This window comes from Streptomyces mutomycini (assembly GCF_001700505.1).
GTDB lineage: Bacteria > Actinomycetota > Actinomycetes > Streptomycetales > Streptomycetaceae > Streptomyces > Streptomyces mutomycini.
This window is the reverse complement of sequence record NZ_MAPV01000101.1, coordinates 1-13527: the sequence shown is the minus strand read 5'-3', so window position 1 is coordinate 13527 and position 13527 is coordinate 1. Positions and strand designations below refer to the sequence as shown.

Annotated in this window: 10 protein-coding genes, 1 tRNA gene and 1 pseudogene; 1 reads left to right on the top strand and 11 read right to left on the bottom strand. The window is 66.1% G+C overall.

The window, feature by feature from the left end; translation table 11 throughout:
* Positions 1-148: 148 nt before the first annotated feature.
* From BFF76_RS15920 to BFF76_RS15895, 6 genes and pseudogenes are all read right to left on the bottom strand, one after another.
* On the bottom strand, positions 149-1615 hold the full coding sequence (locus BFF76_RS15920) for an MFS transporter (protein ID WP_031100124.1): 1467 nt from the start codon (positions 1613-1615) through the stop codon (positions 149-151).
* 201 nt (positions 1616-1816) lie between these two features.
* Positions 1817-2500 carry a hypothetical protein gene (locus BFF76_RS15915; protein WP_065848457.1) on the bottom strand — a complete coding sequence of 228 codons (684 nt, stop codon included), beginning with the start codon at positions 2498-2500 and terminating at the stop codon, positions 1817-1819.
* A gap of 23 nt (positions 2501-2523) precedes the next feature.
* Positions 2524-3160: pseudogene (locus tag BFF76_RS15910) on the bottom strand (hypothetical protein); the annotation flags it as partial.
* Positions 3161-3190: 30 nt separating this feature from the next.
* Positions 3191-3874, bottom strand: a complete 684-nt coding sequence (locus BFF76_RS15905) for a hypothetical protein (protein WP_051834785.1) — start codon at positions 3872-3874, stop codon at positions 3191-3193.
* Between the two features lie 24 nt (positions 3875-3898).
* Positions 3899-6244, bottom strand: coding sequence for a hypothetical protein (locus tag BFF76_RS15900; protein ID WP_065848456.1), 2346 nt, complete (start codon positions 6242-6244; stop codon positions 3899-3901).
* A 19-nt stretch (positions 6245-6263) separates the two neighbouring features.
* Entirely contained in the window at positions 6264-6692 is a 429-nt protein-coding gene (locus BFF76_RS15895) for a hypothetical protein (RefSeq protein ID WP_031100115.1), read from the bottom strand.
* Between the two features lie 286 nt (positions 6693-6978).
* On the opposite strand from BFF76_RS15895, the gene BFF76_RS15890 reads away from it, so the two are divergent.
* Positions 6979-7053, top strand: a tRNA-Cys gene (locus tag BFF76_RS15890).
* Between the two features lie 377 nt (positions 7054-7430).
* Here BFF76_RS15890 and mycP (BFF76_RS15885) read toward each other — a convergent pair.
* From mycP (BFF76_RS15885) to BFF76_RS15865, 5 genes are all read right to left on the bottom strand, one after another.
* The gene (mycP, locus tag BFF76_RS15885) at positions 7431-8792 is read right to left on the bottom strand and encodes a type VII secretion-associated serine protease mycosin (RefSeq protein ID WP_065848455.1); all 1362 of its coding nucleotides are present in this window, start codon (positions 8790-8792) and stop codon (positions 7431-7433) included.
* A gap of 141 nt (positions 8793-8933) precedes the next feature.
* On the bottom strand, positions 8934-10313 hold the full coding sequence (gene mycP, locus BFF76_RS15880) for a type VII secretion-associated serine protease mycosin (protein WP_065848454.1): 1380 nt from the start codon (positions 10311-10313) through the stop codon (positions 8934-8936).
* 23 nt (positions 10314-10336) lie between these two features.
* Positions 10337-11776 (bottom strand): hypothetical protein, encoded by a 1440-nt coding sequence (locus BFF76_RS32690; protein WP_141695609.1) that lies wholly within the window; start codon positions 11774-11776, stop codon positions 10337-10339.
* Between the two features lie 41 nt (positions 11777-11817).
* Positions 11818-12354 (bottom strand): hypothetical protein, encoded by a 537-nt coding sequence (locus BFF76_RS15870; protein WP_244167287.1) that lies wholly within the window; start codon positions 12352-12354, stop codon positions 11818-11820.
* Positions 12355-12457: 103 nt separating this feature from the next.
* On the bottom strand, positions 12458-13527 hold a 1070-nt coding region (locus BFF76_RS15865), incomplete at its 5' end, for a molybdopterin cofactor-binding domain-containing protein (protein WP_167359499.1).

The following is a 13527-nucleotide window of genomic DNA, read 5'->3' as shown; positions in this document are numbered from 1 at the left end:
GGCGGGCGGGGCGGAACCCCGTACGAATCCGCCGTGCCTCGGCACTGCTGAGACCCGCTTCACAGGAAGCAGTTACTTCGCGAACCCGGGCAGCCGCTCCGCGATCTTGGTCATGTCCAGCGCACCTTGGCACACCAACCACGCGGTGCTACACGTCCGTCCGTACCCGCGTGGCCACCCACACGCCCACCAGCGCGACCGCCGCCATCGGCAGGAACACGACCGTGAAGGCGCCCGGATGCGCCGCAACCGCGCCGCTGCCCACAGCTCCGTGGGCCGCCGCGCCCACCGCACCGCCGCCGAGCGCGGCGAACGCCGCACCACCTGCGGCGAGCAGCAGCGCGTTGGAGAGCCCGTCCGAGATCTGGAGCGCGGCGGAGTTGGCCCCCGCCTCCTCCGGTGCTGACAGCTTCAGCAGCAGCACGCTCGTCGAAGCGATCACCATGCCCATGCCGAAACAGCCGACACCCCAGACCACGGCCAGGGTCCACACCGGTACCGCCTCGATCAGCACGCTCGGGGCGGCGACGATCGACAGGGTCACGAGCACCATGCCCGCCGTCATGAGCGCACCCCGGTGCGGCTCCAGCCGGGGCCGGGCCAGTACGTACGATCCGAGCGCCCAGGTCAGCCCGCCGGCGGCCAGGGAGAGGCCGGCCATCGTCGGGGACAGGCCGCGCTGGGTCACGAGCATCAGCGGGACGAAGGACTCGGCGACGATGAAGGAGCCGGCCGATATCCCCCGCAGCAGGATCACCGCGGGCAGCCCCCGCGCGGCCCGTACGGTCCCCTGGGGCAGCAGCCCGCGCACGGCGGGGACGAGCAGCGCGGCACCGGCCAGCGCCGGGACCAGCGAGAGCCACCGCAACTCCTGACCTGCGTACTGGAGCAGCCCGGCACCCGCCGAGATCCCGAGCGCGAGCCGGATGCGCCGCCCGTCGAACGGCTCCGCCGCCGCCCGCGCGTCGGCCGGCCCACCCGCCATCCGCCGGATCGCGGGCAGCGCGAGGCCCAGCGGCAGGAGGATGAGGACCGGGATGCCGACGAAGACCCAGCGCCACCCGAGGTGCTCGGTCACGGTCCCCGAGGCGAGTGGGCCGACGACGGACGGGACGATCCAGGCCGCCGAGAACGCGGCCATGATGCTCGGCCGGATCCGCTCCGGGTAGGCCCGCCCGATGACCACGTACAGCGCCACGATCACGAGCCCGCCGCCGACGCCCTGGACGGCCCGCCCCAGGATGAACGTCCACATGTTCCCCGCGGTCCCGGAGAGCAGCAGACCCACGCCGAACGCCCCGATCCCCATGGCGAGCGGGGCGAGCGGCCCGCGCCGGTCGGCCCACTGACCGGACAGCACCATGGCGAAGAGGCTGGTGGTGAAGTACGCGGAGAAGGCGAACGCGTAGAGCGGGATGCCGTGCAGCTCCCTGGCCGCGACCGGCATCGCGGTGCCGACGGCGGTGGCCTCGAAGGCGATGAGCAGGACGACCGAGACGATGCCGATGCTGAGCGCCCGGTGGGTCCGCCCGAGAACGCCTTCCGCCGGTTCGACGGCGGTGGTCTCGACGAGGGCGGCGGTGACCTCGGCGTCACGGGGTTCCAGGGCAGTCATGCGCTCCAGAGTAAGGGCCGTCGCACCGGGTGACCCCTGTCGGTGGGCGGTATCGGGCCGGTCCCTTGGTCGTAGGACCCCGGCCCGCCCGGACTGTGAACGCGAACGGCCGCCTCCGTGGTGTGGGGCGGCCGTTCACGTCTGCGTACGTCTGAAGGACCGCCGGGCATGCCGTCGGATGACAGACCCGGCGGTGGCGAGTTACTTCGGCGTGAGTACGGGAGACTTCGGCAGACCACCGTTGTTCGCGCAGTCGAGTTCCCTGACCAACTTGAGCGACACGGCATGCAGGATGGTCATGTTCAGGTTGCGGTACTCCCGCGTGTCAGGCGCATCGCTCTCACCGCGCCCAAAAGAACCCAGAATCCGCAATGGACGCTTCTCAGAACCTTCCAACTGCGGAGTGACGCACTCGAAATAGAGTGAAGCCCCGCTTCGCCCGACCTCGGACTGCTTACCCATGGTGTAAAGCTCAGAGCCGGCCGGAAGTCTAAGATCGCCCACGTCATGAGGAGCGTACATCGAGAACTTCACTCCGCCTTTCGGTTCGGTAGGCCTTGCCCCCTTCCGAACCAAACGGCACAGCTCATCCCCAGCAGCCCAACTACGCCCGGACTCATACCCATCCTTGAGCGCTCGAACAACCTTCTCCATGCCCTTCGAGCTGCTCCAGGCGAACATTTTCTGGCCCGTCACGTCTTCGACCATCTTCGCCACCGAACCAGCGAACAAACTGCCACACACCTCAACGGCCCCGACGTAAGCCCTGTGTTGCTCTTCCCGTTCCTTGCCTGAATCGCAGGCCGCACCCCCAGCGCCCAAGATCATCACCAAACCGGCGACCGAAAGCAATCGCCTCATCCGCTCCCACTCCAAGGCACCCATCCCCGAGCCCCTCTCTGTCTTGATCAGCCGATTTCCGGGGCACTGCCTTGCTGGTACACACGGCCGTTACCTTGCAAATAGCCGAGGGCGAGGGACTCAATCATTTCTTGACGAAATTCCTTGTATTCTTCGCCGGATGCGTACCTCTCGATGAAGTCTTCCTTTGGAGCTTCGACCATGGCCTCACCGGATCGGAAAATATTATTCCATTCCTCCACGGTGAGGTCCTCGGCCCTCTCCTTGCTCTTATCCACCGATTTTTCCGAGAAATCTCCGACGACCTGGCCGATAACCTGCTCCGCAGCCCCGGTGGCTGTGTCAGTCGCCAGGGTAACGAGCACCGCGGCCGTGCCCACTGCCGCGGTCACAGGAAGGAAAGCAACACCAGCCGCGACACCGACCGTGGCACCGAACTCCACCCACCCTGCCCGCTCGGCCACGGCTTTCTCGTAGTCCTCATGGCTCTTCATGCGATCCGCCTCGACCTGGTCAGCCCTGGACTGATCGAGCATCCCCTGTACCTCGGCACACCACAGACCTGGCACCCCCAGGGTCTGGATTCCCGCCAGGGCCCACCTGGGCCTCGAGCGCACTCGCCATGTACACCTGCTCAGCAGTGGACAGCGTGGCGTACGCCTCTGGGTGCTGGCCCAGGACGCTAGCCTCGCGCGTTCATGAAGTGGTCGTCGCCTATTTCGGCTCGAGAACCGGGGTTTCGGGCAGCCCTGCACGGTCCTTGCAGTCCAGCTCCTTAACGAGGGCAAGCGCTCCAGCGTGGAGGATCTCCATGTTGGCGTTACGGAATCGACGGTTGTCGGGCGCATCGCTCTCGCCGTGTCCGAAACCTCCGTGGATGCGGAGCGGAACCTCTTCCGATCCCTCGACCTGTGGGCTTATGCACTCCAAGTAGAGCGACGCGCTCTTCTCCCCCACCTCAGACCTTTTCCCCATGCTGTACAGCTCCGTGCCGGCCTGCCCCTTTGCATCTTCCACGTCCTGCGGCGCATACATGGAGAACTTGATGCCCGCTCCCTCCCCCAGCCGTCCGCCCTTCGGGTCCAGCTCACACAGATCCCCTCCGGTTGCCCAGCTGCGGCCGGACTCGTATCCGCGTTTCAGCGCGTCGACAACATCACTCATCGCCTTACCCTTGGCGCCCGTCGCAAAGAACTCGGTGTCACCTGTGACCACCTCAACCCGCCTCGCCAACGGACCATCGAAGAGACCGTCACATACCTCGTCGGCGCCTACGAACGTCTCCTCCTCCTCCTTCGCCTCGTCAGCTCCGCAGGAAACCAACCCCACACTCACGGTCAATACCAGGCCCACGACAACAAACGAACGTCTCACTCGCACGACTCCCGCATCCTTCATTTATGCGCCTTAACTCCTGCCTCGTCAGTCGGTTTCCGGAGCCCTGCCCTGCTGGTTCTCGCGATCGTTGCCCGTCGAATAGCCGCTCCTCATCGACTCTTTCAAGTCAAAGCCAAATTCACTCGCCGTAGCGATACCGTTTCGCGCCATGAATGTTTCCATCGGGGCCTCAGCCATGGACTCACCGGAACGGTAGATACTGTTCCACTCCGTCAGGGTCAGCTCCTCCTCTTTTTCCTTGCTCTTTTCGACTGATTTATCCGAGATGTCCCCGACGACCTGACCGATGACTTGCTCCATAGCTCCGCTCGCCGTATCGGTCGCCAGCGGGATGAGCACCGCAGCCGTGCCCACTGCGGCCGTAGCCGGCAGGAAAGCGACGCCCGCCGCAACTCCGGCCGCTGCGCCGAACTCGATCCAGCCCGCTCGCTTGGCCACCGCCTTCTCGTAGTCCTCATGCGTTTTCATGTACTCCGCCTCGACCTGGTCGGCACGGGATTGGTCGAGCATTCCCTGCACCTCGGCACCGACATGGACGATGGACCGCGCGGCTCCCTTGTCGATCTGACCTTCGGAACCTACTTGGCCCTCCAGGGCGCTTCTGGTGTAGACCTGCTCCGCGGCCGAGACCGTCGCGTAGGCGTCCGGATGCTGGCCGAGGGCGCTGAGGAACCCGCGTGCGACGTTCCTCTGCTCCTCGCCCTCTGCGAAAGGCAAGTGACCTTCAGAGTTCTGTCCGGGAGCGAAGATGCTGTCCGGTCGCCCCTTGTCCAACGCCCAATTGATGTCGTCGATATAGCCGGCACCCATGATTCCCAGGCTGTCGGCCATCGCCTCGTGTTTCTTCAACAAGGCGGCGTCAGCACCGTACTTCTCCATGACCTGCTGCATCACCACGGCGTTGTCCGCGTCCCGCGCCACGCCCGCATCCGGGTGACCGGCCGGATACCCAAGCGTCGCCGCCTCCAGGGCCTGACCCAGCGCATCTGGCATATAGCCCAGTGCCGTTTCGCGCTTAGCCTCGTCGTCCCGATCAATGTCCCCGAACGACTCCCACTTCTCGTTGCCGAAGAAGTCGAGATAGTTGTTGATCGGACCGCCCTCCTCGTCCTTCCCGAGGTCAGCCTCGCCGCTCTTCTTGACCGTGCCGTCTTCGTTGTACGCGGTCGGAGCGTCAGTGAAGAAGTGCTTGGCTGCGTCCGGGCTGTTGCCGAGCGCTTGCAGCACGGAGACGGTCGGGTCGTATCCGGCTCCGTTCACACCCGAGGGGTTAAACGGGTTCTTGAACGAATGGTTCGACTCCTTGTTGCCGCCAAACCTGAACGGATCCTTCTGGTGCAACTGTGCGACGTGCTCGGCAATCGGGTTCAGGAACTTTGCGTCGTAGTTCCCGTACCGCATGATCCCGCCGAGGAGCTGGTAGCCGAACGGCCCGCCGTAGTCGTTCTTCGCCAACGGAATGCGTTCCGTACCAAGCTTGCGCAGGTCGGGTCCCCACTCGGCGGTAAATGCCTTGTCTTGAGAGGCCGTGGCGAGGTTGAGCCCCAGGTTCTTCTGCAGCGCCTGAACATCCTTGAGCCGCTCACTGTCGACCTTGGGGTACACGTACGTACTGGTCGAGAGCTGACCAAAAAAGGTAAGCGACTTCTCCGGTCCAAGCTTCTCGTAGAAGCTTTTAGAGAACTCAATAGATTTACTGTTGTCGCGAAGTAGTTCGTTGAGCGCCTGGAGTTCGGTGTGCGTGATGTCGCGCCCTTTGGCGACCAGGCCGGCGGCCCTGTGGGCCTCTTCCTGGTCCATCTTCGTGTACTTCGGGGCGCTGAAGTCCTTGCGGCTGGTGACGTTGGCCTCAAGGGAGTTCTTGAAGGACACATCGGTATCGTTGCAGTTGTCGACGATCAGGTCGATCTTCTTCTGCCAGGCGGCGATGTTCTCCTTCTGCTGCCGTGCCAGCTCGGGATAGTCGGGGTCGTGCGCGCGCTGTGCGGGAGGGATGTCCTCGACCGGGTGGCGTGCGGAGACCTTACCGTTGCCGTCCACACGGATCCCGGCCGCGGGTCCTTCGTGGTCCCGGATGTTAACCAGGTCGTCCTTGGCTTTCTTGATAGCCGCGTGCCCCTCTTCGAGGATCACCTTCACGCCCTTGGCCTCGGCTGCGGCGTCCGCGAACTCCTTGGCCGTCTTGCTGACGAACGCCTTGGTGACCCCTGCGTTCAGCCCTTCCCAGTCCGCCTTGTCCGCCTTGACCTTCATCCCGTCAGCGGCATCGGTCGCAAGCTTGTCCAGCTTGCCCGCCATTTCCGACCAGTCGTCGGCCGCAGCCTTCAACTTCGCCATCGGGGCATCGACAATGTCATCGTAATTCAGCATGCGCGTTTCCCCCCGAGCCCTACTTCATGTATTCCGTGAGTTTGGAGATCGGCGCCAGATCTCCCTCGATCCTCACTTCGTCCTTCGCATGCTGGGCCTTGGTGTAATCCAAATGATTCGAAATGTGCGCACAGGAGTCGAGTAGCGTCTTCAGATGCCTCTGCCAGAAGTCGTGCACCTTGAGCACCGCTGCACCACTCGCGAAGTTGCCGTTGGTGAGCGCGATCGCCGCATCGAAAGTGGAAGGCCGAGCGAGGTCACCTTCCTTCGACAACCTCACCCTCAGGCCATAGGCGTCATTTCCGATAGCTCCGAGGTCGCCCCGATTGACCACAAGGTCGGCGGCCCCACTCCGCCCTCCCCCTTCGGCCGGAACGCTGTTGATCTGCATGGCGCTCCGCTGCACCGCCGCCGCGCGCAGTTCAGCCCATTCTTCCTCGAACGACACGAATTCCCCCAAGTACTCCTGCGCAGACCGCTCCGCCCCACCCGCGCGGCCACCGACCTACTCACCGTATCGCCTGCATCTCCACCGAGGGCGACGGACAACGCACTCTCCGAAACTCCGGTCGAGCGCGGCCGAGTACCGACATCCCGGCCTCCACACGGTCACGACTCGGTCCCGCCACTGTTCATGAACGCCGTATGGCAGTCGCGTTGCGGCAGGCCCCCGTCCCTTGATGGCGTCCATGTCGCAGCCGTACGGTCATGAGCAGAGGAAAGCGACACCACCCGACCGTGTGCCCGAGAGGCTCAGGGGCTCGACTGCAACTCGAGTTACACCGGTTCGAATCCGGTCACGGTCTCCACCACGGCGCCGGCGCGGAACACCCGCCCGGCGCCGCCGCGTTGCCGCGCCCCCAAGGCACCGACGTAGGATCTGGCCCCTCGCCCGAGACGGGCCCGGAGGACCGGGATCATGGGGAGCGCGCGTGGCAGTCGTCATCTTCTTGTTCGTCACACCCCGCGGCGTTTCTCGTCGTGGCGTTGGTCGGCCCGTACCGGCTGTACTGGCAGGCCCGGCCACACGCGACGCGGCAGCCGTCGGACGCGGCTCTTGCAGTGGGGCGGGTCGCCGCGTTCGGGGTCGCCGGGATGTTCGCCTGACCGACGCCCTCCGCGTCGCCGACAGCCGAGGCCTGAGGCTTCCCGGGTAGGGAGCCTGACGGGCCACCCCCATGCGGATTCAGACGTTGGGGCCTTGGCCTGGAGGGCCGCCGTACGGTGCACCGGATCCAGGAGCGCCGGACGGGGGCCCGTACGACAGGTACGGGGGCTGCGGTTGCTGCTGGTACGGATGCGGGTGCGGGGCAGTGCGCGCGGCGCTCCGGCGGCGGGAACGGATGGCCATGACTGCCACCGCAGCGCCGATGAGGGCGGCCGCACCGATGCCCAGACCGATCCAGAGCGTCGTATTGCCGCTCTCGTCGGAGGCCGGCGCTGCTGCGGCCGGCTTGTCGCTCTCCTCGGAACCACCCGTGACCTTGGACGGTTCGGCCGAGGGCTTCGGGGACTCGGCCGCCGCGAGGTCGGGGAGCGGGTACTCATCGGCGGGGCCGGGGTCGCCCGGAGTCTTCAGAGCAATCCGGGGGCGGACGATGCCGTATCCGATGTCATCCGCACGCTCCTCACCGGTGGTCGGCCCACCGGCCGTGTTGAGCAGGACCCGAAGGACTTGGTTGTTGGTCCAGTCCGGGTACTTGGACCAGATGAGGGCGGCGGACGCGGAAGCGAGGGCTGAAGCGCCACTGGACCCATGCCCTCGACACAGGCCGGTCTCGCCCGCGCACGCATAGACCAGGTTCTCGCCAGGAGCCGAGAGATCCACCTGCGAACCGTACTGTGACTCCTCGGTCTTCTGGAGATTCTGGCCGATAGCACCCACACCTACGACTCCAGGCGTACCTGCCGGATACTCGACCAAATTGGCCTTGTTACCACTGTTTCCCACCGACGCAAAGATCAGCGCGTCCTTCTCCAGCGCATACTCGACAGCATCCGTCAACCCCGACGATTCGGTCGTATGACCCAAGGAAATATTGACTACCTTGGCCCCTTCATCGACGGCGTACCGGATGGCAGTAGGGATCTCCGCGTTGAATTTCCTGTCCGCTGCCGCCTGGTTCGCTGCCTTCATGGAGTCAGACAGGCGAATGGGAAGAATCTTTACCCCGGGGGCAAGCCCGAAAGCGCCGCCCCCTCCTCTACTTTTTCCCGTGCCCGCGATGAGACCAGCCATCGAGGTGCCATGCCCGTCGAAGTCCGTGTGTTCATCTCCAGACAAACCAGTGGCCAGGTCTTTCCCGTCGAGAATCTGACCGTCAAGGTCTTCGTTCACCTCAACCCCTGTGTCGATCACGGCGACGGTTACCCCCTCCCCGGTGCTCGTCCGCCACATTTCTTCAGCCTTCATGGCTGTCAGGTGCCACTGACTTGAACGCACAGAATCCGCATGTGCAGTCGCAGGAACGATGCCCGCCAGCAGCACCCCGAGCAACGCCTGGACTACAGCCCGGCGACAGGCGACTCCAGTACCGCTGTTAGGCATCTGAATCCTTTACAGGTGCTGCAGGCTAAATGAAATGAGTGGAACGATGCGTTGACAGCCTTGGCGCCAAGTCTCCTCATCGCGTGGTGCGGCATGAGGCTTCCCATGTGCGGAGCCTGACGGACGGCCGCCCCCGCGGATTCAGGCGGTGGGGCCTTGGTCTGGAGGGCCGCCGTATGGCGCGCCAGACCCAGAAGCACCGGGAGGGGGAGCGTACGTCGGGTAAGGAGGCGGAGGCTGCTGCTGCTGGTAGCCGTGCGGCGGCTGGTACGGGTGCGGAACAGCTCGGGCGGCGCTTCGACGGCGGGCGCGGATGACCATCACGGCCGCTGCAGCGCCGATGACGACGCCCGCGCCGATGCCCAGACCGACCCAGAGCGCGGTGTTGCCGCTGTCGTCGGTGGTCGGCGCTGCGTCGGCCGGCTCGTCACTCTTCTCGGAGCCGCCCGTGGCCTTGGACGGCTCGGCGGAGGTCTTCGGGGACTCGGCCGCCGCGAGATCCGGGAGTGGGTACTCGTCAGCGGGGCCCGGGTTACCGGGGGTTGTCAGCGCGATGCGGGGGCGGACCCCGCCGTAGCCCACGTAGTCATTGCGCTCGGCATCGCTGGTCGGACCGCTGGCGGTGTTGAGCAGGACCCGCAAGACCTGGTTGTTGGTCCAGTCCGGGTACTTGGACCAGATCAGGGCGGCGGACGCGGAAGCGAGGGCGGAGGCGTCACTGGTTCCGTGCGACTCGCAGAACCCGGTATCTCCGCCACAGGCATGAATCATCTCTTCGCCCGGCGCTGACAAGTCCACCTGAGGACCGAACTGCGATTCATCTGTCTTTTGAAGATCTTTCCCAATGGCCCCAACGCCCACGACACCAGGCGTTCCTGCAGGGTACTCAACAAAGTTTGTGTCGTCGCCAGAGTTTCCGGCCGCAGCAAAGACGAGCGATCCCTCGGCCAGCGCATAGGCGACTGCGTCATTCAACTCGCCCGAGCCAGCACTAGATCCCAACGAGACGTTGATGATCTTGGCGTCACGGTCCACGGCATAGCGAATTGCCTCCGAAAGGCTCTCATTGAAGCGCTTTTCCGCAGCAGCCTGGGTCGCACCCCCTCCCCCCTTCGGCATACGAATAGGGAGAATCTTGGCGCCCGGAGCCAATCCGAAAGCGCCGTTCCCCCCAAGAGCCTTGCCCGTGCCGGAGATCAAGCCAGCCATTCCTGTGCCGTGGCCGCTGTAGTCGTCAAGTTCATCACCCGGAAGGGTCTCTTCGAGGTTCAACCCATTGAGGACCCGACCGACGAGATCAGGATTGGTCGCGTCCACGCCCGAGTCGACAACCGCGACAGTGACTCCCTCACCGGTACTGTCCCGCCACATCTCCTCGGCCTTCATGGCATCGAGATGCCACTGCTGGGAGCGAGCAGAGTCGGCTTGAGCAGGTGCGGAGAGACCCACGGCAAGCAATAGGCCCAGCACGACGGGCAAAGCGATTCGACGGGGGGTACCCGTGCTCCTGCTGGTACGCATCCGATTCCTCTGTTGTCTAGGGCTCAGTCAATAACAGGCGGCACAGCTCGCCGACCGCCTTGTTGCCAAGTCTCCTCGTCCTCTACGAGGTAGTCCGGACGCTCGCGGTCCTCACACCGCGGGTCTCCTGGCCTCTGAGGAGTACTTCCCGCTCCTCGTCCTACAGCACCGGCGCCACGAGTGCCCTCGCCTGCAGCTCCTCGAACCAGACCAGTGCCCCCGGGAGTAAAAGGCCGATCGAGCGAGCGTCCAGCCTGCTGAGGACGGCCGCCTACTACGCCTCCGGTCTCGCCTGCCGAGCGGCGGCCACCGACAATGCCACTCTGGCCAGCCGAGCCACCGCCTTGCCCCATGGGCGGTCGGCCGGCAGGTGTTCCTTCACTACCGATGACATTCCCGCGGGCCAATCCGCCCACCGGGCTGCTGGTGGTTTGTGCGACAGGTCGGCCTCCGACGATGCCTCCCTCCTGGGAAGGTCTGCCGACGATACTGCTCCCCCGATTCGCTCCGCCTGGCGAGGGCATCGGCAGGCGCATATTGCCTGCCGTCCTTCCGCCCCTGGTGCTGGGCGGGAGGGCTGTTCCTCCAGCTGCAAGGGGACCTGTAAGGGCAGGAGCGCCGTCGGGCTTGCCTCCCCCGGCAGTGGCGGGCGGCGTAGCAGTTGGCGTGTCGGGCAGCGTGGCTGCTCCAGCGATCTCCATGCCCACCTGCCGCGAAACGGGCGACCCGGCCACGGTGGGCTGATCTGCCACCACTCGTGAGGTGGTCGCGGTGCTGCCCGGACTGTCCACGCCTCTAGCCTCGCTCACCGGAACATGGCCGGTCGCACCGTCATTCGCGGTCCCGGAGGTGAAGTCGCGACTATTGCTTGCGTTCAGCGCCCCATCGTCACGGTCAGGAACAATCGCCCCCGGCGGAGGCGGGAACGCCGGCTTCTCCAGGGCGTCCAGCTGCGAGGCCGACAGTGCGTACGACTGCGCCAGCTTCCGCATCTGCGCCGCCGCCTCCTGGCGGTTCGCTTCCTTCGCGGCGACCAGGGTCTCCAGGGCCTTCTTCTCCACCGCCGACGCGTCAGGGTCGTTCCGTGCGGCCTTCGCCGCGTCCAGGTTCGCCTGTGCGCTCGCGTCCGTACGCGGGATGGAGACCTGGGCCGAGGCGAGCGAATCGGATGCCTGCGCCAGCCACTTCGACGCGCCTTCGCTGTAGTCGCCGAGGCGCAGCGTCGCGTTGGCCAGGTCTTCGCTCCAGGTGCGGAAGGCTGTGGCGCCCTCGCCTTTCCACTCGACCTTCTGCGGACGGACCTTCAGCTCCTCCGCGATCTCGCGGATCTCCTTCGCCGCGCTGATCAACCGGTCCGACGCACCCTGGATCGCCCCGCTGTTGGCCATGTCCAGCCAGGCCAGCATGGTCTCGTGCGTCATGCTGTCGAAGGGTGTGCCCTGTCCTGCTTCCTTGTGGTCCATCCCTAGCCCCCGTCTGTCCCTCGCACCAGCAATCGTCGTGTTCAGAGCCCGCGGATGCCCGCGGTGTCGCCCGTGCTCGGCTCCGCCGGCTTTGCGGCAGACGGCTGGCCCCCGCTCTGCTTCCCCGGGGCCTGCCGCGTCGGGTCGTACTCGCCCCCGTACTGCTCCTTCGCCCCGTCCGAGATCTCGAGCATGCGGCGCCGGATGTCGATGTCCAGGTTCTCGTAGCCGTTGTGCGAGGCCAGGACCGCGATGCTCATGCCCTCTATGGAGTCCGAGAGGGTCTTCGACAGCGTCTCCAGCTCGGTGATCACCGTCTGGTACGACATGAACAGGCTCGCCGCTTCCGCCCAGTGGTTGTCGCCGCCGCCGAACTGCGTACGTTTCATGGGGTCCTGGCCGAGCTGCTTCGCGTCGGCCGGGGACTCCTTGAGGGCGATCAGTATCTCTTCGATCCGATTGCGGAACTTGGTGAACGACGTCAGTTCGGTGGCCAGTTCGACGGCCGCCGCCGCCGTGGTCACTCCCATGAACGGCACGGCCGTCATGGCCACTCCGGCCCCATCACTCGGCAGCACAGCACCCTCCCCGTAGACGGCTGGCCACAACTTCCCGCATCACTGTAGTCATCGTCGGTGACACTCCGCACACGAGTACTGCGGGTGCAGCGCGCATCACGCGTCACGGCCTGGGCGTGGCCACCGCTGCCTGGGGACGGATCGGGAGGCGGTTGACCGGGCGGCCCGTCGCCGCGCGGACCGCCGATGCCACCGCCGCGGGGGAGGTCACCACCGGGGCCGCCGAGGCCGGTTTGGCGCCGAAGGGGGCCACCACGTCGCGTTCCTCGACCAGTTTCACGATGTGGATGTCCGGCGCGTCCAGGGTCGTCGGAAGGGCGTACCCGGTGAGGTCCGGGTGGCGGATCACGCCGCGGGCGGTGCGGAGGTTCTCCGTGAGGGCCGCGCCGATGCCCAGGGTGACGCCCGCCTCGATGCGGGTCGCCAGCTGGGACGGGTTGAGGATCCGGCCGACGTCCTGGGCCACGGCCATCTCGACCACCCGGACCGAGCCGAGTTCGATGTCGACGTCGACCACCGCGCGGACCGCGCAGAAGGCCAGGCCGACGAACGCGTCGCCCTGGCCGGACTCGTCCAGGGGCTCGGTGGGGTGGGGGCGGCACTGGGCGGTCGCCCAGAGTTCCTTGCCGTCCATCGCCTCGCTGACCGTCGTGGACAGCACCCCGTCGTACGAGGTGATCTTGCCGTCGGCGATCTGGAGCAGCTCCGTGGACATCCCGAACTTGTGGGCCAGCGGCTGGAGCAGCTGGGTGCGGACCATCTTGGCGGCGCGTTCGATCGCACCGCCCGAGACCCACGTGTGGCGGCCGTGCGTCGCCGGGCCCGCGGGAGGCTGGTCGGTGTCCACCGCGGCCACGTGGACCTCTTCGACGCCCAGGGTCTCCTGGACGATCTGGCGGGCGAGCGTGGTGAAGCCCTGGCCGGTCTCGACGGCGGCACAGATGACGGTGGCGACGCCGTCGTGGACGCGGACCGTGGCCGTGGAGACCTCGTCCGCCCCCTCGGCGCCGAGCATGTGGACCATGCCGAGGGCGTAGCCGACGCCCCTGCGGACGGCACCGGGCTCACCCGCGCCCTCCGGGCCCCCGGGGAGCAGCCAGTCGTCCTCCGGGGCGTCCTTGGGGAGTGTGGGGAGGGGGAAGTCGCGCAGTGCGCCGAGGAGTTCGGCGACTG

Excerpts from the sequence above, each read along its gene's own strand:
- BFF76_RS32690 (WP_141695609.1), bottom strand. The coding sequence starts at position 11,776 with ATGGACCACAAGGAAGCAGGACAGGGCACACCCTTCGACAGCATGACG.
- BFF76_RS15920 (WP_031100124.1), bottom strand. The coding sequence starts at position 1,615 with ATGACTGCCCTGGAACCCCGTGACGCCGAGGTCACCGCCGCCCTCGTC.
- BFF76_RS15915 (WP_065848457.1), bottom strand. The coding sequence starts at position 2,500 with ATGGGTGCCTTGGAGTGGGAGCGGATGAGGCGATTGCTTTCGGTCGCC.
- mycP (WP_065848455.1), bottom strand. The coding sequence starts at position 8,792 with ATGCCTAACAGCGGTACTGGAGTCGCCTGTCGCCGGGCTGTAGTCCAG.
- BFF76_RS15900 (WP_065848456.1), bottom strand. The coding sequence starts at position 6,244 with ATGCTGAATTACGATGACATTGTCGATGCCCCGATGGCGAAGTTGAAG.
- BFF76_RS15905 (WP_051834785.1), bottom strand. The coding sequence starts at position 3,874 with ATGAAGGATGCGGGAGTCGTGCGAGTGAGACGTTCGTTTGTTGTCGTG.
- mycP (WP_065848454.1), bottom strand. The coding sequence starts at position 10,313 with ATGCGTACCAGCAGGAGCACGGGTACCCCCCGTCGAATCGCTTTGCCC.